The organism is Amycolatopsis sp. NPDC104775 (assembly GCF_055583325.1).
Genome location: NZ_JBVJOE010000001.1, coordinates 98,259 through 118,684 on the forward strand (window position 1 = coordinate 98,259; position 20,426 = coordinate 118,684).

Annotated in this window: 16 protein-coding genes; 13 read left to right on the forward strand and 3 right to left on the reverse strand. The window is 70.5% G+C overall.

Annotated elements, in window-relative coordinates; all coding sequences use genetic code 11:
* The first annotated feature begins 230 nt into the window (after positions 1 to 230).
* The 5 genes from ACZ63D_RS00405 to ACZ63D_RS00425 all read left to right on the forward strand — a co-directional run bounded on the left by ACZ63D_RS00405 (position 231) and on the right by ACZ63D_RS00425 (position 6,951).
* Positions 231 to 1,064 (forward strand): SIS domain-containing protein, encoded by an 834-nt coding sequence (locus ACZ63D_RS00405; RefSeq protein ID WP_465353668.1) that lies wholly within the window; start codon positions 231 to 233, stop codon positions 1,062 to 1,064.
* The gene (locus ACZ63D_RS00410; protein ID WP_465352118.1) at positions 1,064 to 1,885 is read left to right on the forward strand and encodes an ROK family protein; all 822 of its coding nucleotides are present in this window, start codon (positions 1,064 to 1,066) and stop codon (positions 1,883 to 1,885) included. Before ACZ63D_RS00405 ends, ACZ63D_RS00410 begins: the two co-directional genes overlap by 1 nt.
* The gene (locus tag ACZ63D_RS00415) at positions 1,882 to 2,769 is read left to right on the forward strand and encodes a 1-phosphofructokinase family hexose kinase (RefSeq protein ID WP_465352119.1); all 888 of its coding nucleotides are present in this window, start codon (positions 1,882 to 1,884) and stop codon (positions 2,767 to 2,769) included. The genes ACZ63D_RS00410 and ACZ63D_RS00415 overlap by 4 nt, the downstream gene beginning before the upstream one ends.
* Entirely contained in the window at positions 2,766 to 3,602 is an 837-nt protein-coding gene (locus ACZ63D_RS00420) for a class II fructose-bisphosphate aldolase (RefSeq protein WP_465352120.1), read from the forward strand. The genes ACZ63D_RS00415 and ACZ63D_RS00420 overlap by 4 nt, the downstream gene beginning before the upstream one ends.
* 223 nt (positions 3,603 to 3,825) lie before the next feature.
* Positions 3,826 to 6,951 carry a TIM-barrel domain-containing protein gene (locus ACZ63D_RS00425; protein WP_465352121.1) on the forward strand — a complete coding sequence of 1,042 codons (3,126 nt, stop codon included), beginning with the start codon at positions 3,826 to 3,828 and terminating at the stop codon, positions 6,949 to 6,951.
* Between the two features lie 64 nt (positions 6,952 to 7,015).
* Here ACZ63D_RS00425 and ACZ63D_RS00430 read toward each other — a convergent pair whose 3' ends face one another.
* Together ACZ63D_RS00430 and ACZ63D_RS00435 are read right to left on the reverse strand one after the other, a co-directional pair.
* On the reverse strand, positions 7,016 to 8,770 hold the full coding sequence (locus tag ACZ63D_RS00430; RefSeq protein WP_465352122.1) for an RICIN domain-containing protein: 1,755 nt from the start codon (positions 8,768 to 8,770) through the stop codon (positions 7,016 to 7,018).
* Between the two features lie 53 nt (positions 8,771 to 8,823).
* Complete coding sequence (locus ACZ63D_RS00435; RefSeq protein WP_465352123.1) at positions 8,824 to 8,979, reverse strand: hypothetical protein; 156 nt, start codon at positions 8,977 to 8,979, stop codon at positions 8,824 to 8,826.
* 43 nt (positions 8,980 to 9,022) lie between these two features.
* On the opposite strand from ACZ63D_RS00435, the gene ACZ63D_RS00440 reads away from it, so the two are divergent.
* The 7 genes from ACZ63D_RS00440 (at position 9,023) to ACZ63D_RS00470 (ending at position 18,308) form a co-directional block, all read left to right on the forward strand.
* A complete protein-coding gene (locus tag ACZ63D_RS00440; protein WP_465352124.1) occupies positions 9,023 to 10,420 on the forward strand; it encodes an ABC transporter substrate-binding protein in 1,398 nt (465 codons plus the stop codon).
* Complete coding sequence (locus tag ACZ63D_RS00445) at positions 10,420 to 11,376, forward strand: carbohydrate ABC transporter permease (protein WP_465352125.1); 957 nt, start codon at positions 10,420 to 10,422, stop codon at positions 11,374 to 11,376. Before ACZ63D_RS00440 ends, ACZ63D_RS00445 begins: the two co-directional genes overlap by 1 nt.
* A gap of 10 nt (positions 11,377 to 11,386) precedes the next feature.
* Positions 11,387 to 12,316, forward strand: coding sequence for a carbohydrate ABC transporter permease (locus ACZ63D_RS00450; protein ID WP_182888768.1), 930 nt, complete (start codon positions 11,387 to 11,389; stop codon positions 12,314 to 12,316).
* A 7-nt stretch (positions 12,317 to 12,323) separates the two neighbouring features.
* On the forward strand, positions 12,324 to 13,391 hold the full coding sequence (locus tag ACZ63D_RS00455; protein ID WP_465352126.1) for an ABC transporter ATP-binding protein: 1,068 nt from the start codon (positions 12,324 to 12,326) through the stop codon (positions 13,389 to 13,391).
* Positions 13,388 to 15,268: a DUF5107 domain-containing protein gene (locus tag ACZ63D_RS00460; protein ID WP_465352127.1), complete on the forward strand. Its 1,881-nt coding sequence runs from the start codon at positions 13,388 to 13,390 to the stop codon at positions 15,266 to 15,268. The genes ACZ63D_RS00455 and ACZ63D_RS00460 overlap by 4 nt, the downstream gene beginning before the upstream one ends.
* 81 nt (positions 15,269 to 15,349) lie before the next feature.
* On the forward strand, positions 15,350 to 16,126 hold the full coding sequence (locus ACZ63D_RS00465) for a DeoR/GlpR family DNA-binding transcription regulator (protein WP_465352128.1): 777 nt from the start codon (positions 15,350 to 15,352) through the stop codon (positions 16,124 to 16,126).
* Between the two features lie 205 nt (positions 16,127 to 16,331).
* A complete protein-coding gene (locus tag ACZ63D_RS00470) occupies positions 16,332 to 18,308 on the forward strand; it encodes a glycoside hydrolase family 31 protein (RefSeq protein ID WP_465352129.1) in 1,977 nt (658 codons plus the stop codon).
* A gap of 124 nt (positions 18,309 to 18,432) precedes the next feature.
* Here the strand turns inward: ACZ63D_RS00470 and ACZ63D_RS00475 are convergent, their stop codons facing one another.
* The gene (locus tag ACZ63D_RS00475) at positions 18,433 to 19,296 is read right to left on the reverse strand and encodes a hypothetical protein (RefSeq protein WP_465352130.1); all 864 of its coding nucleotides are present in this window, start codon (positions 19,294 to 19,296) and stop codon (positions 18,433 to 18,435) included.
* Between the two features lie 137 nt (positions 19,297 to 19,433).
* Between ACZ63D_RS00475 and ACZ63D_RS00480 the strand changes: the two genes are divergently transcribed.
* On the forward strand, positions 19,434 to 19,994 hold the full coding sequence (locus tag ACZ63D_RS00480; RefSeq protein WP_465352131.1) for an HAD family acid phosphatase: 561 nt from the start codon (positions 19,434 to 19,436) through the stop codon (positions 19,992 to 19,994).
* Positions 19,995 to 20,426: the final 432 nt, after the last annotated feature.

The following is a 20,426-nucleotide window of genomic DNA, read 5'->3' on the forward strand; positions in this document are numbered from 1 at the left end:
CCCGGACTCGATGATTGAAGATGACGTAAATCGCTTACTTCAATCACAAACGATCGTCTACACTGAGGCTCGCGCTCACTTTGCCGCTCACGGATCGAAGGGCCTTCATGACAGAGCCGTCCTCCCCCGAGTCGTTTTCGCCCGAGTCCCCCGCGCCCAGTGCGGCCGACGCGCTCGCCGCGCCCGGGACCGGGTCCTTCGTGTCCGCCGAACTGGCCTCCCAGCCGCGGATGTGGCTCGCCGCGGCGGACTGTGCCGCGCCCGCCGGCGCCGCGTTGCCGCAGCCGGGCGAACGGGTGGCCGTGGTCGGCTGCGGCACCAGCTGGTTCGTCGCGATGAGCTACGCCGCCGCGCGAGAGCAGCGGGGCCTTGGCGTCACGGACGCGTTCGCCGGATCCGAGTACCCGGCCGGCCGCGAATACGACCGCGTCGTCGCGATTTCCCGCTCCGGCACCACGACCGAGATCATCGAGCTGCTGTCCTCGCTCGCCGGGCAGCGCACCACGCTGATCACCGCCGTGGGCGACGGCCCGGCGGCCTCGGTCGCGGCCGAGGTGGTCGAGCTGCCGTTCGCCGACGAGCGCTCAGTGGTCCAGACCCGCTTCGCCACCAGCACGCTCGCGCTGCTGCGCGCCGGTCTCGGCGACGACATCGGCGAGCTGTCGCGGCAGGCGGAACGCGCGCTGCGGGAACCGATCGACGACCTGCTCGACGCCGAACAGGTCACTTTCATCGGGCGCGGGCCCGCGGTCGGCATCAGCTGCGAGGCCGCGCTGAAAACCCGGGAAGCGGCGCAGTTCTGGGCCGAGGCCTACCCCGCGATGGACTACCGGCACGGCCCGATCGCCATCGCGCAGCCCGGCCGGCTCGTGTGGTCGTTCGGCGAGACCCCGGACGGCCTGGCCGGCGAAGTCGCGCGCACCGGCGCCCGGTTCGTGCACCACGACCTCGACCCTCTCGCCGGGCTGGTCGTGGCGCAGCGGTTCGCGGTCGCGGTCGCGCGGCGGCGCGGGCTCGATCCCGACCACCCGCGGTCCCTGACCCGTTCGGTCATCCTCGCCTGATGGCCGTCCTCGGCATCGACGTCGGCGGCACGACGGTCAAGATGTGCGTGACCGACGGGCGTTCCGTTCTCGCCGAATGGCGCGAACCGACTCCGTTCGGCGATCCCGCCGCGCTCGCCGATCTGGTGGCCCGTGCCGCAGCGCGCCATCCGATCGGCGCGGTGGGGCTGGTCGTCCCGGGGATCGTGGACGAACGCGCCGGGCGGTGCGTCCGGGCGGTCAACCTCGGCTGGGAGGACGTCCCCGTCCGCGACCTCGTCGCCGCGCGCCTCGATGTCCCGCTCGCGTTCGGACAGGATGTCCGCGCGGGCGCGCTCGCCGAGGCCCGCACCGGCGCGGCGGCCGGAGCGTCGGGACCGGTGCTGTTCGCACCGGTCGGCACCGGTTTCGCGACCGCGCTCGTGGTGCGCGGGGAGGTGCTCGACGCGGGTCCGCAGGCGGGCGAGGTCGGCCAGATCCGGCTGCCCGACGGCCGCCGCGTCGAGGAAGTCGCGTCGGCGGCCGGGCTCGCGCGCCGCGCCGGAGCACCGGACGCGGCTGCCGTGGCCGCGCGGGTTCGCGACGGAGATCCCGCGGCGGTCGAGGCGTGGGACGAATGCGTCCGCGCGCTCGCGGAGCCGCTCGCTTGGGCCACCGCGGTAGCCGGATGTTCCACGGTGGTCGTCGGCGGCGGCCTCGCCGAGGCGGGCGACTTGCTGCTCGGCCCGCTCGCCCGCGAGGTCGCGCATCGGCTCGGAGCACTGCGGGCGCCCGCGATTGCCCAGGCGCACCACGGGGATCGGGCTGCCGTGGTGGGTGCGACGCTGCTGGCGCTGCGATGATCGTCGTAGCCACGCCCAACCCCGCGGTCGACATCACCTACCAGGTCGCCGCCCACGTGCCCGGCGGCACGAACCGGGTGCTCGACGTCCAGCGGCGAGCCGGTGGCAAGGGCGTGAATGTCGCGCATGTCCTTGCCGCGCTGGACGTTCCGATGCACGCTGTCCTTCCGCTCGGCGGCGACGCGGGCCGATGGCTCGGCTCGGCGCTGACGGTTCCGTTCGACTCGGTGCCATGCGAAGGCGAAACCAGGTCGACGGTCGCGGTCGCCGGGGACGGCCATCCCACGGTCTACGTCGAGCCGGGACCCGAGCTGTCCGCGGCGGAATGGGAAGGCTTCTCGGCACTGCTCGCCGCCCGGGTGCGGGACGCCGAGCTGCTCGTGATTTCCGGTTCCCTGCCCCGGAACGCCTCGCCGGAACTGGTCGGCGAGTGGGTCCGGCTGGCCCGGGACGCCGGGGTCCGGGCACTGGTCGATTCGTCCGGACCCGCTCTGCTGGCCGCCGCCCGCGCCGGAGCCGACGTGAAACCGAACCGGGAAGAACTTCTCTCGGCCACCGGCGCCACCGACGAAACTGCGGGCGCTGCGGCGTTGTCCAGTCTCGGCGCGGGATTGGTCGTGGTGTCCCGAGGCGAGGACGGGATCGCCGCGTATCCCCCGTCCGGAGCCGTCTCGGTTCCCGTCGTGCCCGGCGTGCACGGCAATCCCACCGGCGCCGGGGACGCGGCGACCGCCGGTTTGGCCGCGGCGCTCGTGCGTGGGCTGCCGCTGGACGAAGCGCTGCGCCACGCCGCGGCAGCCGGGGCGGCCGCCGTGCTGCGCCCGGTCGCCGGCGAAATCGACCTGTCCGCTTACCGCAGATTCCTGAACGGAGCCTCCGCATGATCACCCGCCCCGCCCTCCCCCAGCTGCTCGCCGCGGCGCAGGACCGCGGCGGCGCGGTCGGCGCGTTCAACGTGATCCTGCTGGAGCACGCCGAGGCCATCGTCGCGGGAGCCGAAGAGGCCCGGTTGCCGGTGATCCTGCAGATCAGCGAAAACTGCGTGAAGTACCACGGCGGCCTGGCCCCGCTTACCGCGGCTTCGCTGGCGATCGCGCGCGCGGCGTCGGTGGAGGTGCTCGTGCATCTCGACCACATCGAGGATTCCGAGCTCGTCCGCGAGGGCGTCGAACTGGGCGTGCACAGCGTGATGTACGACGGTTCGCGACTGTCCTATGCGGACAATGTGCGCAGCACCCGCGAGGTGACGGACCTCTGCCACGCGGCGGGCGTCGCCGTGGAGGCCGAACTGGGCGAGGTCGGCGGCAAGGACGGCGTGCACGCGCCGGGCGCTCGCACCGACCCGGCCGAGGCCGCGGAGTTCGTCGCTGCCACCGGGGTCGACGCGCTCGCCGTGGCGGTCGGCACGTCGCACGCGATGCTGTCGCGCACCGCCCGGGTCGACCGGGACCTGGTGACGCGGCTGCGAGAGGCGGTCCCAGTACCCCTGGTGCTGCACGGGTCCTCCGGCCTTTCCGACGACGAACTGCGCGGCGCGGTGACCGGCGGAATGGCGAAGATCAACATCTCGACGCACCTCAACGGGCTGTTCACCGGCGCGGTCCGGCAGTTCCTGGACGAGCAGCCCGAGGCGGTCGACCCGCGAAAGTACGTGCGGCTCGGCCGTTCCGCTGTGGCGGCGGAAACCGCACGGCTGCTGCGGCTGCTGGCCGGATAAAGAAACCAGGAGGTTCAGGTCAGGCCGACGCGGTGCCGGAAAGCGGCACCGCGCGGATCCGCCTGCCGCCCAACGGATCCGGCTCAGCGGCACCCCTCAGAACCTCACTACCCGACGGAAGTCTGCTCCACCGCTTCGGCCGGTGACTTCGCTGCCTGAGTGCGCTATACAGAAGCGCCATGTGCATTTTAATGCGCAAGAGAGGTATGCAATGAGCAGATTTATGCAACCCCTTCGCTGTCTGGCCTCAGCGCTGGTCCTGCTGGCCGTCGCGACTCCCGCCCCCGCCCATGCCGCCACCGCCCCCGCCGGGCAGCTCGGCGACCTGACCGGCTTCTCCGCCGACGGCCCGGTGACCACTTTGACCGCGGGCGCCGCGGCCGTCCGGGTCAGTTTCCCGGCCGAGGCCGCGGTCCGGGTCTGGCTCGCGCCGGACGGCGTCTTCACCGATCCGGCGAGCAGCAAGATCGTGCTGCCGAACGGCAAAGCCCCCGCGGTGCCGAAGCGCACCGACCGAGGCTCCTACTGGGCCATCAGCACCGGAAAGGCCACCCTCCGCGCCTACAAGCACCCGTTGAAGTTCGCCCTCTACGACGGCGCGGACCGCAAGCAGCTCTGGGCCGAATCCTCCCCGCTGTCCTGGACCGGCGACACCACCACGCAGACGCTCGCCCGCGGCGCCGCCGAACAGTACGTCGGCGGCGGAGAGCAGAACGGCCGGTTCAGCCACCGAGACCAGACCATCAAGATCTTCGCCGACGACAACTGGAACGACGGCGGCGCACCCAACTCCCAGCCGTTCTACGCCTCGACAGCCGGATACGGCGTACTGCGCAACACCTTCGCGCCCGGGAGCTACTCGTTCGGCGAACCGGTCCGCACGACGCACGACGAACGCCGTTTCGACGCCACCTACGTCGTCGGCGACGGGCTCAAGGACGTCATCTCCGGCTACACCGACCTGGTCGGCAAACCCTTCCTCCCGCCCCTTTACGGCCTGGAGACCGGCGATTCCGACTGCTATCTGCACAACGCCAACCGCGGCGAACGGCACACCCTCGACGCGGTGAAGGTCGCCGAGGGCTATCCCGAACACGGCATGCCCAACGGCTGGATGCTGGTCAACGACGGCTACGGCTGCGGCTACGAAAACCTGCAGCAGACCGGCGAAGGCTTGCGGGACAACAAAATGCAGCTCGGCCTGTGGACCGAGAACGGCGTGCCGAACCAGGCCGAGGAGGTCAAGGCGGGCGTCCGCGTGCGCAAACTGGACGTCGCCTGGGTCGGCCCCGGCTACCAGTTCGCGCTCGACGCCTGCGACACCGCGCACAAGGGCATCGAGGACAACAGCGACGCGCGCGGGTTCGTCTGGCAGCCGGTGAGCTGGGCGGGCGCGCAGCGGTGCGGCGTGCTGTGGAGCGGCGACCAGTCCGGCTCCTACGACTACATCAAATGGCAGATCCCGACCTACGCGGGCTCGACGCTCTCCGGCATCGCCTACAACACCGGCGACATCGACGGCATCTTCGGCGGCACCCCGCAGACCTACGTCCGCGACCTGCAGTGGAAGTCCTTCCTTCCCGTCGCCATGACCATGGACGGCTGGGCGAAGTCGGACAAGCAGCCCTGGCGCCAGGGCGAGCCCTACACCTCGATCAACCGCAAGTACCTGCTGCTCAAGGAACGGCTGCTGCCCTACACCTACAGCTACTCGGCGCAGGCGCACCAGACCGGCGTCGGCCAGGTCCGGCCGCTGGCCCTGGAATACCCCGGCGACCCGAACGCGTGGACGGACAAGGCGAAGTACGAATTCCTGTCCGGCACGGACTTCCTGGTCGCCCCGGTCTACGACAGCTCGTCCGTGCGCAACGGCATCTACCTGCCCAAGGGCACCTGGGTGGACTACTGGAGCGGCAAGACCTACACCGGTCCGACCACTGTGGACGGTTACGACGCGCCGCTGGACAAGCTGCCGCTGTTCGTCCGCGGCGGCGCTGTGGTGCCGATGTGGGCGGAAGGCACGACCTCCTGGCAGACCCGCGACAAGGGCCGGCTTGACGTCGACGTGTACCCGCAGGGCAAGGGCAGCTTCACCCTCGCCGAGGACGACGGCGTCACGCGCGGCTACCAGCGCGGCGAGCAGGCCCGGCAGACGTTCACGGTGGACGCGCCGCAGTCCGGGCCGGGCACGGTGACCGTCGGGATCGGCGCGAGCACCGGGTCCTATCCCGGGAAACCGGCGGCGCGGAACTACCAGCTGTCCGTCCACACGGGAACGAAACCGGCGGCGGTGCTGGGCGGCCACGGCGTCCTGCGGCAGTACGCCAGCAAGGCGGAACTGGACCAGGCCCCGTCCGGCTGGTGGTACGACCCGTCCGCACGAGGTGTCGTGCGAGTGAAGACCGGCTCGATCGATTCCGGTGCCGCGCAGGACATCCGGCTGCTCGGGGCGAGCGCGGTCGGCGGGTTCTTCCCCGCTGACGACAACGCCTCAGTGCGGCTTTCCGCCCCCGCGACAGCCGCTCCCGGTCAGGCCGTCTCGGCTACCGTCAGCTTCACCAACAGCACGCCGCTGCCGGTGCGTGACGTGGCTTTGTCGGTGCAGGCCAACGGTTTCCACGCGGATGTTCCGCCAGCTCCGTCGCTCGTCTGGCCCGGCCAGACCGTGCAGGTCCCGGTGCGGCTCACGCCGGACGCGGGGTTGCGTCCGGCGGACTACGAGCTGACCGCCACCGCGAAGTACCAGGCCCGGCTGAGCACCCACGAGACGGCCGGGTCGACGATGGTCACCGTGCCCTACGCGACGGTGGCCGCGGCATACGGAAACGTCGGAGTCACTGATGCCGCGCACGTCGCGAATGGTGACCTCGACGGCAGCGGCAGCAGCTTTCGTGCCGAAGGCCTAGCCGACGCGGGCTTGAAACCGGGAGCGCCGTTCACCGCGAACGGCGCCCAGGCGACCTGGCCCGACGCGGGTGCCGGGAAGCCGGACAACGTCGTCGCCAGCGGGCAAACCGTCGCCGTGCAGGGCAGCGGTTCGAAGCTGGTCCTGACCGGCACCGGGACCGGCTCCGCCGCGAACGGCACGGTCGTCGTCCGGTACGCCGACGGCAGCACGAGCCAGGCCGATCTCGGCTTCCCGAACTGGTGCTGCTCCGACCCGGCGAAATACGGCGCGACCACGGTCGCCTCGGTGCCGGGCAAGAACACGAAGTCCGGTCCGGCTTACCCGACGGTGGCCTACCGGGTGTTCGCGAACTCCGTCCCGCTGACGCCGGGCAAGCGAGTCGTCGCGATCACCCTGCCGTCGAATTCGGCACTGCACGTCTTCACCGCCGCGATCGCCTGACCGACGTAAGGGGAACCCGGAGGGAATCTGATTCCCTCCGGGTTCCCCTCACGGCTGGGGTGGTTCAGCGGCGCGGCGTGAGCTGCAGGAGCTGTTCCCCCGCGGTGCGGCCGTCGCCGACCCGGCTGCCGCTGTGGTCGGTCCAGGCGCGCACCGGCGTGGTCTCGGCTTGCCGCCCCGGCGCCGCCGAAAGCGCCAGCACCAGTCCGCTGTAGCGGTTGACCAGCCGCATCCCGCCGTCCGCCGGGACCAGGAACCATTGCTGGGCGACGCCGGATCCGGCGCTCAGGATCGGCGCGGTCCCCCAGGCCCGGCCGGAGGGGACCGCCGGAACGCCCAGCGCCAGCCCGCTCGCGGCGTTGGTGATGCGGTAGGAGCCGTCCCCGGCCGGGGTGAACCGCCAGTTCGCGCGATCGCCTGCCAGCCACGAAGGCACGGACGTGGTGCCGGTGCGGCCGGACTGGGCGAGCACGCGGCCGGAGCCGATCCGGTAGACCCGGCCCGGGTCGACCAGCGACGGCGACGGTGCGGCGGACGTGACGGTGACGTCCGCGTAGACGCCGTCCCGGCCGTCCACGCACGAGATCGAGCAGTAGGACCGGAAGGTCTTGCCCACGATCGTCCCGGTGGTCCGGGACGCCGAGTCGACGAACCAGCGGTACCACGACTGGTCCCGGTAGGAGCCGGTGTCGCCGATCAGCCGCCACTTCGGGTTCGCCAGGTCCTCGGTCGCGTAGAACCGCTGCGGCCCGACCGAATCGACCGCTTCCGGCTCGCCGATGTACAGCCCGAGGTGCGCGTCGTAAGCGATGTTCATGACGAACAGGTCGGATTTGCGCGGCAGCGTGCCGGCGGCCACCTGCTGGGCGGCAGTGCCGGTGTGCGCCGGGTCGTAGTCCTTCTCCGGCGGGGTGTAGCCGAGGGGGTCGACGTCCGTGGGCACGAGGTTGCTTTCCTTGCCGCCGACGCCCGGCTCAGACCAACGGCCGTCGTACCACTTCTGCCACGTTCCGGTGCCCATCTTCCCGGACATCGGCGCGCGGGCGACGTGGGCGAGGCCGCTGAACCCGCCGCCGCCCGCTCCGGCCTTCGTCACGATGCGGGAGCCGTAGTAGACGTAGAAGTACCCGGACTTCGGATCGGCGAACAGCCGCGGATCGCCGTCTCCGTAGTCGAAAGTCTGGTTCGGGAACGCCGCCGTGTCGCCGCGTTTCGTCGAGTACGGCGAGGTGATCGCGTGCCCGCCGATCCGCCAGGTCCGGCCGTGGTCCGCCGAGACCGCCCAGTCGATCGCGTCGTAGTGCGAGAACGAATAAGCGCCGAACGGCTCGGGCGTGAACTCGTTGTGCACCAGGCCGTACCAGTTGCCGGTGTCCGGGTCGACCCAGGTGCCGACGAGATCGCAGAAGTTCTTCTGGGTGTAGCTGGACCCGGCGGGCGGGTCGGTCGCCTCGCGGCCGGTCGGGCTGGTGTTGCACCGCCACGTCGTGTCGTTGTTGCGGTCGCGCGGTTCCGCCGGGTTCACCGCGTCGCTCAGCCCCGCGTCGCGCTTCGCCGAATCGAAGTCCTTGCCGGTGTAGAAGTCCCAGACGCGCGGGCCTTCTTTGCCGTAGAGGGCGGCGGACTGCTGGAAATGAAACGTCCCGTCCCGGTCGAGGAACGGGGCGGCCGGGGTGTCCGTCGGGAACGGGTAGTCGGCGACGGCCCCCACCGACACGGAGTAGCCGGGGTCGGCGTGCGCGGCCAGGGGCACGGCGCAGGTCCCGGCGGTGAGGGCCAGGGCCGCACCGGCGGTCAGGGGAATGCGGAAGCGTGACATGGCTCGGTTCCTCGCAGGCGATCGGCATCAATAACCGACAAGAACGAACAAGTTCACACAGTCTTGGTGATCGATTTTGCACTGTCAACCCGCCATTCGACCCCCTTCGCGCAGGCCGCCGCCCTCTGGCCGCGGATCACGATGCAGCAGCGAACCTCGGCTGGAATGTTGACAAGTGATTGATAAGCGCTAAAAATGCGCAGCAACACGCACTCAGTGTGTGGTCTTTCGACCTCGATCAGGTGGTGGCTGATGCGGTTTCACAAGCTCGTGGGCTCGACCTTAGCGGCGACGCTGCTGCTCGCCGGGTGCGGCGGCGGCGGGGACGCGGCAGGCGACGGCTCAGGGGAGAACGCGCTCCCCGGCGCGGCCGAGTTCCTGTCCTCGCCCTGTCCGGACCCCGCCGTGAAACCGGCGAGCGGCGGGCAGCTCGTCTACTGGTCCATGTGGACCGCCGACGAGCCGCAGGGCAAGGTGCTGCAAAAGGCGCTGAAGTGCTTCGGGGACAAGACCGGCGTGAAGGTCGACGTGCAGTGGCTCGGCCGCAAGGCCTACACCCAGAACCTGGTCCCCGCGCTCAACACCGACACCGTGCCCGACCTGTTCGACCAGGACGTCAGCAAGGTCGGCGCGGCGATCATGACGCCCGGCGGCACGCAAAGCCTCGACGACGTGTTCGGCATGAAGATCGGCGAAGGCGACAAGACGGTCAAGGACGTCCTCTCCCCCACCTCGTACGACTTCCCGCAGAACAAGGACCGCGAGGGGCACAGCTTCCTCGTGCCGTACGAGATCCAGTCCAGCGCCTGGTGGTACAACAAGGCCGCGGGCGGCGCGCTCGGCCAGCCGAAGACCGTGGACGAGCTGATCGGCCTGTTCGACAAGGCGAAGGCAGACGGCAAGGCGGCGGTCAGCCAGGACGGCGACATCCCGTTCTACAACATGTACTACTTCACCCAGCTGGCCGAGCGCTACGTCGGCGCGGGCGGGCTGGCGAAGGCCGCGCAGGACCCGACCGGCCGCGCGTGGACCGACGTGCCCGGGTTCCGCGAAGCGGCCGCGCAGACCGCGCGGATCTCGAAGTACTTCATCGACGGCTGGGACGCGGCCAAGTTCCCGCAGATCCAGCAGCGCTGGGCGGACGGCGACGCCCGCTTCCTCTACGTCGGCACCTGGGCGCCCAGCGAAACCCGCGAATACCTGGACAAGCAGGGCGCGGGCACGAAGATCGACTACGGCTCCTTCCAGTTCCCGATGCCGCCCGGCGCCACGCACGACACCGTGGAGCAGATGTCGATCGGTTTCGCCGTGCCCAAGAAGGCGAAAAACGCCGAAGCGGCCAAAGCGTTCATCGCTTACTTCCTCAACAAGGGCAACCTCGCCGGCATCCCGGCGGTGGCCGACAACCTGGTGCCCCGCCCCGATCTCGCGGTGCCGGACGACCTCAAGCCGGTCAAGACCGTGATGGACGACCAGAAGAAGGAGCACGTGCTGCAGTACGACGGCATCGACGCGATCGCCGGCGGTAAATGGCAGACCGACGTGTTCGACCCCGCCGACACCGCGCTGCTCAAGGGACAGCTGACTCCGGAGGCGTTCGTCGCGCAGCTCGCGCAGAAGTCCGCCGCCTTCTGGAAGAACCAGCACTGATGGCGACAGTCACCACAGTCACCGAGGCGGCCCGGGCCGGGCGGCGGCCCGCGCTCGGGCCGCACCTGAGCCGCAAACGCAAGCTGTTCTGGCCGTTCGCCGCCCCGGCGCTGGCGCTCTACCTGGCGTTCCTGGTGCTGCCGACGATCGCGACCGTCGTGCTCAGCTTCACCAGCTGGTCCGGCGCGGGCGACACGCCGCGGCCGCAGGGGGTCGGGAACTACGTGCGGATGTGGCAGAGCGACGCGTTCCGCTACGCCTTCGGCAACACGCTGATCTACGTGTTCCTCGGCGGCGTCGGCACCTTCCTGCTCGCGTTCCTGTTCACCATGGTGCTGCGCGACATGCGCGGCGGGAAGATCGTGCGGGCGATCCTGTTCTTCCCGAACATCGTCGCCCCGGTCGCGCTCGGCATGTTCCTCGGCTTCGTGTTCAAGTACCAGCCGGGCAAACAGGGGCTCGCCAACTACGTGCTGGAGCACCTCGGCGCGGACGCGGCTAAATTCCTCGCGCCGGAGAACGTGACCGGGGTGGTGACCGCGTCGCTGATCTGGGCCAGCTCCGGCTTCTACATCACCATCCTGATGGCCGCGGTGGACCAGATCCCGCCGCACCTCTACGAGGACGCCGACCTCGGCGGCGCCTCGCCCTGGCAGAAGTTCCGCTCCATCACGCTCCCGCTGACCTGGGACGTGGTGGGCGTGGCCGGCGTGCTGTGGACGATCAACGCGCTCAAGATCTTCGAACTCGTCTTCGTGCTCGCCGGGCCCGGCACCTACGCCCCGCCGAACCGGGCGTGGACGCTCGGCATCTACGTGTTCGACCGGACCTTCGGCTCGAACGGCACGCCGGACTTCGGCGCGGCCTGCGCCTGCGCGGTCGCGATGATCGCCCTCGTCTCGATCCTCGTCGTGCTCCTGCGCCGGCTGATGCGCCGTGACGCCATCCAGTTCTGAAGGAGATCCTGTGACCGTCACGGAAGCGCCGCCGCGCGGCAGCGCGGCGGGCAAGCCCCGGCGCACCCCGCCGCGCCGGCCCCGCCCGGCGCCCGGCAGCCGCAGGCTCAGCCCGCTGCGGCTGCTCGGCTCGGTGATCGTGTGGCTGTTCACCGCCGGCAACCTGCTGGTGCTGTACTGGCTGATCACCGCGTCGTTCAAGACCCCGGTGGAGATCTTCACCAAGCCGTTCGCCCTGCCCTACCAATGGTTTCACGTCGGCAAGCCGTTCCGGAACTTCGTCTACGCCTGGAACAACGCCGGATTCGGCGACGCCGTGCTGTCCACTGTGGTCCTGGTCGGCCTGGCGACGGTCGTCACGGTGGCGATCTCCGCGCCCTGCGCTTACGCGCTCACCCGGCTCGGGGTGCGCGGTTCGGGCGTGCTGACCAACGGCGTCGCGATCGGCATGGGGGTGCCGTTCCAGACCGTGATCATCCCGCTGTTCGTCGCGTTCAGCGAGATCCACCTGGACAACCAGTACGGGCTGTTCGTGCTCTACGTGGCGCTGTCGATCCCGTTCACGGTGTTCCTGCTGACCGGGTTCTTCCGCTCGCTGCCGGAAGAGATCGAAGAGGCCGCGGTGCTCGACGGAGCCTCGCCGGTGCGGGTGTTCGTGTCGGTCGTCCTGCCGCTCGCCCGCGGCGGCGTGATCACCGCGCTGACGCTCAACGCGATCGGGCTGTGGAACGAAACGCTGCTGGCGATCGTATTCCTCAAGGACCAGGCCCATTTCACGCTGTCGCGCGCGTTGTTCACCTTCTACGGCGCGGCCAGCTACCAGTCCGAGTACGGCGGGCTGATCGCCGGGGTGGCGATCGTCGTGCTCCCGATGCTGCTGCTCTACGTCGTGCTCGCCCGCCGGATCATCACCGGCCTGACCCTCGGCGCCGGAAAGTAGGACTTCGATGGCCACCGTGAGTTTCACCGACACCACCCGCTACTACGCCGGGGTCGAGCGCCCCGCGGTGGACGGGCTCGACCTGGAGGTCGCCGACGGCGAATTCCTGGTGCTGGTCGGGCCGTCCGGCTGCGGCAAATCGACCACGCTGCGGATGCTCGCCGGGCTGGAGGGCGTGGACGGCGGCTCGATCCACATCGGCGAGCGCGACGTCACCGAACTGCCGCCGAAGGAACGGGACATCGCGATGGTGTTCCAGAACTACGCGCTCTACCCGCACATGACCGTCGCGGAGAACATCGGCTTCCACCTCAAGCTCGCGCGCATGCCGAAGGACGAGCGGGAGCGCCGGGTCCGCGAAGCCGCGGCGACCCTGGACCTGACCGAATACCTGGACCGGCGTCCGGCGAAGCTGTCCGGCGGGCAGCGGCAGCGGGTGGCGATGGGCCGCGCGATCGTGCGGGAGCCGAGCGTGTTCCTGATGGACGAGCCACTGTCCAATCTGGACGCGAAACTGCGGGTGCAGACCCGCACGCAGATCGCGTCGCTGCAACGGCGGCTCGGCACCACCACGCTGTACGTCACGCACGACCAGATCGAAGCGATGACCATGGGCGACCGCGTGGCCGTGCTGCGCGACGGCGTGCTGCAGCAATGCGATTCCCCGGTCGGGCTGTTCGAACGCCCGCGCAACGTGTTCGTCGCGGGCTTCATCGGCTCGCCCGCGATGAACCTCATCGAGACCACAGTGGACAGTTCCGGCGCGGCGGCGGGCGACGGCACGCTCCCGCTCACCCCGGCGCAGCGGTCCGCGCTGACCGGGCCGGGGATCGTCGTCGGCGTGCGGCCGGAAGGCTGGGACATCGGCGGCACCGGATACCGCGCGGTCGTCGAAGTCGTCGAGGAACTCGGCAGCGACCAGTACCTCTACTGCCGGACCGGGGACCGGGTGCTCACCGTGCGGACGCCGGGCATGGCCCCGTGGCGGCGCGGCGAGGAGATTTCCTTGGCGCCGCAAACCGGCGCGGCGCACCTGTTCGACGCCGCCACCGGCGAACGGCTGCCGGACGCATGAGCACGATCACGAGCACCGAACTCGTCCTCCCCGCCGCCGCGCTCGGCCCGGAAAACCCGTTGCCGCCGCTGATCCGGACCGAACCGGCGGCGTCGGTGGTCAATGCGGGCGAACTTCCCGCTGACCTCGCGGCAAACCTGTCCTACGGCCGGCTGGACACGGTGCTGCCGTACCGGATGCAGGACGGATACGGCCGCGAGCGGACCGAACAGCGGCTGCCCGCGCTGGTGCTGGAGAACGAGCACCTGCGCGCGACCGTCCTGCCCGGGCTGGGCGGGCGGCTGCATTCCTTGCTGGACAAGGAAACCGGCCGGGACCTGGTGTACCGCAACCCGGTGTTCCAGCCGGCGAACCTGGCGCTGCGCGACGCGTGGTTCGCCGGCGGCGTCGAGTGGAATCTCGGCAGCACCGGGCACACCACGCTGACCTGCGCGCCGATGTTCGCCGCCGAGGCACCCGGGCCGGGCGGCGAACCGCTGCTGCGGCTGTGGGAATGGGAACGCACCCGCGATCTGCCGTACCAGCTGGATTTCTGGCTGCCCGAAGGATCGCGCCGGCTGTTCGTCGGCGTCCGGATCCGCAACCCGCACGACAGCGACGTGCCGGTGTACTGGTGGTCCAACACCGCGGTGGCGCAGACGGCCGGGACCCGCGTGCTCGCGCCCGCGGGCAAAGCCTGGCACTACGGCTATTCCGGGCGGCTGGAACTCGTCGACGTCACCGGCGACCTGACCTATCCCGCCCGGGCGACGGCGGCGGCCGACTACTTCTTCGAGGTCGACGGACCGCCGTGGATCGCCGCCGTGGACGCGGACGGGCACGGGCTCGGCCAGGCGTCCACCGCGCGGCTGCGCGGGCGGAAACTGTTCGTGTGGGGCGAATCCGCGGGCGGGCGACGGTGGCAGGAATGGCTCGCGCCGGGCAAGGAGGGATACCTCGAAATCCAGGCCGGGCTGGCCCGCACGCAGCTCGAACACCTGCGGCTGCCCGCGGGCGCCTCGTGGGACTGGCTCGAAAGCTACGGCCCGGTCGCGGCCGACCCGGAACTCGCGCACGGACCGGACTGGTCAGCCGCGCTCGCCTCGGTCGCCGCGGGACTGCCCGCCGCGGAAGAACTGGACCGGCGGTGGCGCGAATGGCGCGCGTCCGCCGACGCCGCGCCCGGCGAACTTCTGGCGGCGGGATCCGGCTGGGGCGCACTGGAAACCCGCCGGATGCTGGTGGACCTGCCCGGCACGCCGTTTCCCGAGAGCAGTCTCGGCGCGGCGCAGCAGCCGTGGCTGGACTTGCTCGACGGCGTGGCACCCCGGGCCGAGCCCGCCGCCGAACCGCCGGAAACGCTCGTCAACCGGCATTGGGCCGACCTGCTGGAGGCCGTGCCCGACAAGGGCTGGCTCACCTGGTACCACCGGGGAATCGCACGCTGGGCGGCAGGCGACCGCGAGGGCGCGGCGGCCGCCTGGCACCGGTCGGTCGAGGCGGAGCCGAACGGCTGGGCGTGGCGCAATCTCGCCGCCGCCCAGGACGATCCGGTGCGCGCCGCGGAGAACTACCGGCGGGCGCTGGACCTGCTGCCGAAACTCGCTCCGCTCGCGGTGGAGGCCATCGCCGCGCACCTCGCCGCCGGAGATCCCGGCGCCGCACGGGAATTGCTCGAACCGTGGCCGGTCGAAGGCCGGTTCGCGTTGCTGCGGGCGCGGATCTCGCTCGCGCTCGGCGATCTCGAAGGGGCGCGCGAGGTGTACGAGCGCGGGTTCACCGTGCCCGGGATCCGCGAGGGCGAGACGTCGCTGAGCGACGTGTGGCACGCCATCTCCGCTGGCCCGCTGCCCGCCGAGTACGACTTCCGGATGAAAACCGGCGGCGGGGCCGGATGAGCGCGATCGGCCGGAGGGGTGAACAATGGCGCGGCGGCGGGCAAACAGGCACGGGGACCGGCTCGAAGGGAGCACAAGCCGATGGCTCGGCATGAACGGTTGAGCACACTGTTGGACCTCTTGGCGAAACGGGAGAAACTCGACGTCGAAGAGGTGGCCGCGGAGCTGAACGTCTCCGCCGCCACGATCCGCCGCGACCTGGACCACCTCGCCGAACAGCAGCTGCTCACCCGCACCCACGGCGGAGCCGTCGCGAACGACCTGGCCTACGATCTGCCGCTGCGCTACAAAACCGCCCGCCACGCCCCGGAAAAACAGCGGATCAGCGCCGCGGCGGCGGCACTGGTGTCCAACGGGATGGTGGTCGGCCTCAACGGCGGCACCACGACCGCGGGCGTGGCCCGGGCGCTGGCCATGCGCGCGGACCTGGCCGACGCCCCCGGCCTCACCATCGTGACCAACGCGCTCAACATCGCCCACGAGCTGGCGGTGCGGCCGAACATGAAGATCGTCGTCACCGGAGGGGTCGCCCGCCCGCAGTCCTTCGAACTGAGCGGGCCGCTGGCCACCCTGGTGCTCAGCCAGCTCAGCCTGGACCTGCTCTTCCTCGGCGTGGACGCGCTGCACCCCGCCGCGGGCGCGTTCGCCTGCCACGAGGGCGAGGCGGACATCAACCGGCTCATGGTGCGCAACGCGGCCCGAGTGGTGGCCGTGGCGGACAGCTCGAAGCTCGGCCGCCGCGCCTTCGCCCGCATCTGCGACATCACCGACGTCCACGAAGTCGTGACCGACACCGACGCCGACCCCGACGTCACCGCCGCTCTCAAGGCCGCCGGAATCCCGGTCCAGATCGCCTGAGGGCCGTCCCGGTTCGCCGTCCGCCGCTCCTTGGCCGGACGGCGGAACAGTCGTGCCCGGGTCCATTCAGGACTCCCCGATTTCGCCGAGCGTTTTCCCGCTCGGCCGCCCGAGGCCAAGCCTTGACAAAGCCGCCGCGCGACATGCTTACTACTGCAGGTTCGAGCGTCACATTGAGCATATTCACGCAGAATAGGAGGCTCCCATGCCTCGAGTGCCTCGACGACTCGCGTACGCGGCGGCCGGGCTCGTCCTCACCGGTTCCGTCGCGACTCCCGCCGCGGCCGAACCGCTTTCTTCGATCTCCGTGCCGCGCGGTCCCGATTCCCCCGGCTACCACCTGCGCATCGACACCGCCCGCCTTGGCCTGAGCCTTACCCGCGGCGGCGAACAATTGCTGCGCACCGCGTCCGACGCGTTCACCTTCGACGGCGGCGTGGTGACGCGCGTACGGTCGATCTCCCGAGAGGGCACCACCGTCGTCGCCCGCGCCGACAGCACCGCGGGCCGCACGGTGACCCTTCGGATCACGCCGCGCCCGGACCGCTTCGATCTGAAGTGGACGGTCGACGGGCTCGCCGCAGGACAGCGCGCGACCCACTTCGACCTCACGACGTCCGGTCACTGGTACGGCGGCGGCGAAACCAGCGAGGGCAAAACCCAGCCGTATCCGCTTTCCGCAGGAACGGTGGACGAGCCGGAGTTCTCCCCCGCCAGCTACATGATGCAGGAGCCCTACTTCTTCACCTCGAAGTCGGTCGGGCTCTTCGTCCGCACCGCGCAGCCGATGAAGGTCGCGCTGGCGGGCGGGCGCGCCGACCTGGCCGTCACGAATTCCGCGGAATACTCGAGCACGGTGTTCGTGGAATCGAGCCGCCGCGCGGTCTACGACGACTACATCGGCGAAGTCGGCAAACCGGCCAAGAGCGACGCCACCGACGCCGAGTACGCGAGTCCACTGTGGAATTCCTGGGCGCAGTACTACCGCGACATCGACCAGGACAAAGTGCTTTCGTGGGCGCGGGACCTGAAAGCGGCGGGCGTCGCCGGGCACACCGTGCAGCTCGACGACAAATGGGAATCCAACTACGGCAACCTGACCTTCGACCCGAAGACGTTCCCGGACCCGAAGAAGCTGGCCGAGGACATCCACGCGATGGGCCAGAAATTCGGCCTGTGGACCACTTTCTGGATCAACCTGGACTCGGCGAACTACGCCTACGCCCGCGACCACGGCTATCTCGTGCGCGCCAAAGGAAACCCGGCCCAGCCGTGCACGGTGACCTGGTGGAACGGCACCGCGGGCATCATCGACCTCGGCAACCCGCAGGCCCGCGATTGGTACACCGGCAACCTGCGGAAGCTGATGGCGGACTACGGCGTCGACGGCTTCAAGTTCGACACCCGTTTCTTCGACGACCGCTGCGCCACCACCGGGAACCTGACCCCGCAGGACTACCAGAAGCTCGGCGCGGACATGACCGACGCGTTCGACCAGCAGGGCGCGGGCATCCGCACGCACTGGGGCAACCAGCGCTACGGCTTCGTGATCCGGGCGGTCGACGCGGACACCACGTGGGACGGCCTGCGCACGTCGCTGCGCCGCGCGTCGGCGATCTCGGCTAACGGCTACCCCTTCGTCGAGACGGACATGATCGGCGGCTCGAACAGCATGCCGCCGCCGTCGCGCGAGGTGCTGGTGCGCTGGGCGCAGGCCGCGTCGCTGATGCCGCTCATGTACGCCTCGACGTCCCCGGTGACGACGGTCGACACCACGACAGGCAAGCCAGTCGCCTACCCGGCCGACACCGCGAAGCTGTACGCCGCCGCGGTCCGCACGCACGCGAAACTGGCGGACTACCTGAAAGCCCAGGTGCAGCAAGCAGTCAAGGACGGTTCGCCGATCATGCGGCCGGTGTACTTCGATTTCCCCGCCGACCACCGCTTCGACACCGTCGACGACGAGTGGATGCTCGGCCCCGCCCTGCTGGCGGCCCCGATGATCACCGCGGGCACGTCGCGCGACATCGCGCTGCCGCCCGGATTGTGGTTCGACCCGCACACCAAGCGGGTCGAACTGGGCGGCCGGACGCTGCGCGCTTACGCGGCACCGCTGGACACGACCCCGATGTTCGTCCGGATCGGAGCTCCCGGGTGGGCGGATCTCGCGTCGCGTCTCTGAACCGCCGCTGCCCGGGGCGGGCGATCGCCCGCCCCGGGCAGCCTCCGCCGTGCGCTTCCGGCTCCGCGAGCCATCCGTCCGCTGGTTCTCCCACGCCGACGCACGGCATCTCTTGCCAGACCGGTCATCCCCCGAGATCGGGCCAGCTCCAGCGAAGCCCGAAACAGCCCGGGCGGGCGTTGTTCGTCACCGCCGTAGCCCGGTTTCCGGCGAGGTGCGCGCCGGGATGCGGCCCGGGAGCCGCCACGGCGACCGCCGACGGGAGCGCGGGCGGCCGGAACACCGCGGTGACCCGCAGTTCGCCCGGCGTGCGATACGGCCGGTGAAACCAGTGATCGCTGCGGACGTCGTCGTCGAACAACACCTCGTACCAGATCCGCCGCGTGTCCATTGTGGACAAAGGACGACCGAGATCCAGTTCCAGCAGGGCGATTCCCTGGTCGGCGACAGGATGGACCTGGCGCAGCGCACAGCCGCGGGTCCGGCCGAGCACCGGAACGCGCCCGACGGCCGTGCCGCGCACGACCGCGACGGCAGTCCGGGCGGAGCCCACCGCGCGCAGCGTCGCGGAGACGACCAGTCGCCGGTTCGCGCCGGTGCGGCCGAGGAACAGCGTCTCGTGCCGGGACACCGTGCGCAGCGGCGGAACGGTCAGCCGACCGAGCGCGGCCCGGAGGGAATCCGGTGCGCCCCAGACATTCGCCAGCCGGTGCACCTCTTGCGCGGACGGCGTTCCACGGCCACGCGGACGGCGTCCGCCGACAAGCCCGGACAGTTCGCCCGCGGGCACGCCGAGGAGATCTTCGAGCGCGGCCAACGCCGCCGCCGCGTCCCGCTCGGGTTGGCTCCGACCGCTGCGCCAATAGCTCAACGTCGCCACGCTCACCGTCGTGCCCCGGCGCGCCAGTCCGCGCTGGATCTGCCGCAGGCTGAACCCAGCACGGTCGGCAGCGGCCGTGAACGCGCGGGCGAACGTCGTCTCGGACATCGCCCGATGATGCTCGGCACGGCGCCGGACCGCCACTTCGCGCACTCTGTTAACGACTTTCGCCGGGTTCAGCCCGCCCGCCGTCTCCGTAGCATTCCCACCGGCTTCGAAGTTTCCTTCACCGACAAGGGAGAATCATGCGGAATCACGTGACCGGCCGCCTCGCCGCGGTCGCGCTGGCCTGCGCCACCGTCGCGACGGGAGCCGCCGCACCGGCCTCGGCGAGCGGAGTGCCGAGCTACCAAACCTGGCTCTCCGACGTCCGCGAGGCCATGTCCGGCGGCCTCGGCTACCTCGACGACCGGGTCGCCAAGGGCGGCTCGAAGCTCGCCATCGTCACCGATATCGACAACACCGCCCTCGAAACCTACTACCGGCCCGGGGAAGCGACCCAGGACGTGCTGAATTTCGCGCAGCACGCCAAGAAACTCGGCGTGAGCGTGCTCGTCGCCAGCTACCGCAGCGACGCGTCGGAGGCCAAGCGCGCGCTGACCGACGTCGGGTACAGCGTGGACCAGGTATGCGTGCGCAAGCGCGGCGAACAGCACGCGACCGACACGAAACAGCGCTGCCGCAAGGAATACGCCGCCGCGGGCTACACGATCATCGCCAATGTCGGCAACCGGCCCGGCGACTTCACCGGCGGCAACTACGAGAAAGGCTTCAAGCTCCCGGACTACGACGGGCAGCTGTCCTGAGCGTCCCGGCGGAACCCGCTTGAGGCCGCGCGGCGCGACCGGGCATCCGAAGACCGGACGCGGGCCGGTCTCCCGGCACCGGGTGGCCCGGCTCCGGCCTCAGCTGCAGACCCCCTCGCCGGGGATCGCGAGACCGGCGGCAAGCGGACGCACCGTCCACCTCCGTGGCTTTCCCAGCCCGGCCAGTCGTTCTCATACCGCAGAGGGCACGACGTTGGTCCGCCATCCGATCCGCTCCCCCACAGGAAGCTGAACCGGAACCGAGGAGCGGGGAATTGGCCAGGCGATCGTGCCTCGGCCATGGCACCGAATGTCTTTCGTGCAGCGGTTTCAGTCCAGCCGCGGAGACGGCGACCAGTGCACGCAGTTACGCCGGTCGTGCGATCGGAGGGACCCCGCGAAAGAGGCGCGCCTCGGGCGGTCGCGGCCTTC

Excerpts from the sequence above, each read along its gene's own strand:
- ACZ63D_RS00405 (WP_465353668.1), top strand. The coding sequence starts at position 231 with ATGTGGCTCGCCGCGGCGGACTGTGCCGCGCCCGCCGGCGCCGCGTTG.
- ACZ63D_RS00410 (WP_465352118.1), top strand. The coding sequence starts at position 1,064 with ATGGCCGTCCTCGGCATCGACGTCGGCGGCACGACGGTCAAGATGTGC.
- ACZ63D_RS00415 (WP_465352119.1), top strand. The coding sequence starts at position 1,882 with ATGATCGTCGTAGCCACGCCCAACCCCGCGGTCGACATCACCTACCAG.
- ACZ63D_RS00420 (WP_465352120.1), top strand. The coding sequence starts at position 2,766 with ATGATCACCCGCCCCGCCCTCCCCCAGCTGCTCGCCGCGGCGCAGGAC.
- ACZ63D_RS00425 (WP_465352121.1), top strand. The coding sequence starts at position 3,826 with ATGCAACCCCTTCGCTGTCTGGCCTCAGCGCTGGTCCTGCTGGCCGTC.
- ACZ63D_RS00430 (WP_465352122.1), bottom strand. The coding sequence starts at position 8,770 with ATGTCACGCTTCCGCATTCCCCTGACCGCCGGTGCGGCCCTGGCCCTC.
- ACZ63D_RS00440 (WP_465352124.1), top strand. The coding sequence starts at position 9,023 with ATGCGGTTTCACAAGCTCGTGGGCTCGACCTTAGCGGCGACGCTGCTG.
- ACZ63D_RS00445 (WP_465352125.1), top strand. The coding sequence starts at position 10,420 with ATGGCGACAGTCACCACAGTCACCGAGGCGGCCCGGGCCGGGCGGCGG.
- ACZ63D_RS00455 (WP_465352126.1), top strand. The coding sequence starts at position 12,324 with ATGGCCACCGTGAGTTTCACCGACACCACCCGCTACTACGCCGGGGTC.
- ACZ63D_RS00460 (WP_465352127.1), top strand. The coding sequence starts at position 13,388 with ATGAGCACGATCACGAGCACCGAACTCGTCCTCCCCGCCGCCGCGCTC.
- ACZ63D_RS00465 (WP_465352128.1), top strand. The coding sequence starts at position 15,350 with ATGGCTCGGCATGAACGGTTGAGCACACTGTTGGACCTCTTGGCGAAA.
- ACZ63D_RS00470 (WP_465352129.1), top strand. The coding sequence starts at position 16,332 with ATGCCTCGAGTGCCTCGACGACTCGCGTACGCGGCGGCCGGGCTCGTC.
- ACZ63D_RS00475 (WP_465352130.1), bottom strand. The coding sequence starts at position 19,296 with ATGTCCGAGACGACGTTCGCCCGCGCGTTCACGGCCGCTGCCGACCGT.
- ACZ63D_RS00480 (WP_465352131.1), top strand. The coding sequence starts at position 19,434 with ATGCGGAATCACGTGACCGGCCGCCTCGCCGCGGTCGCGCTGGCCTGC.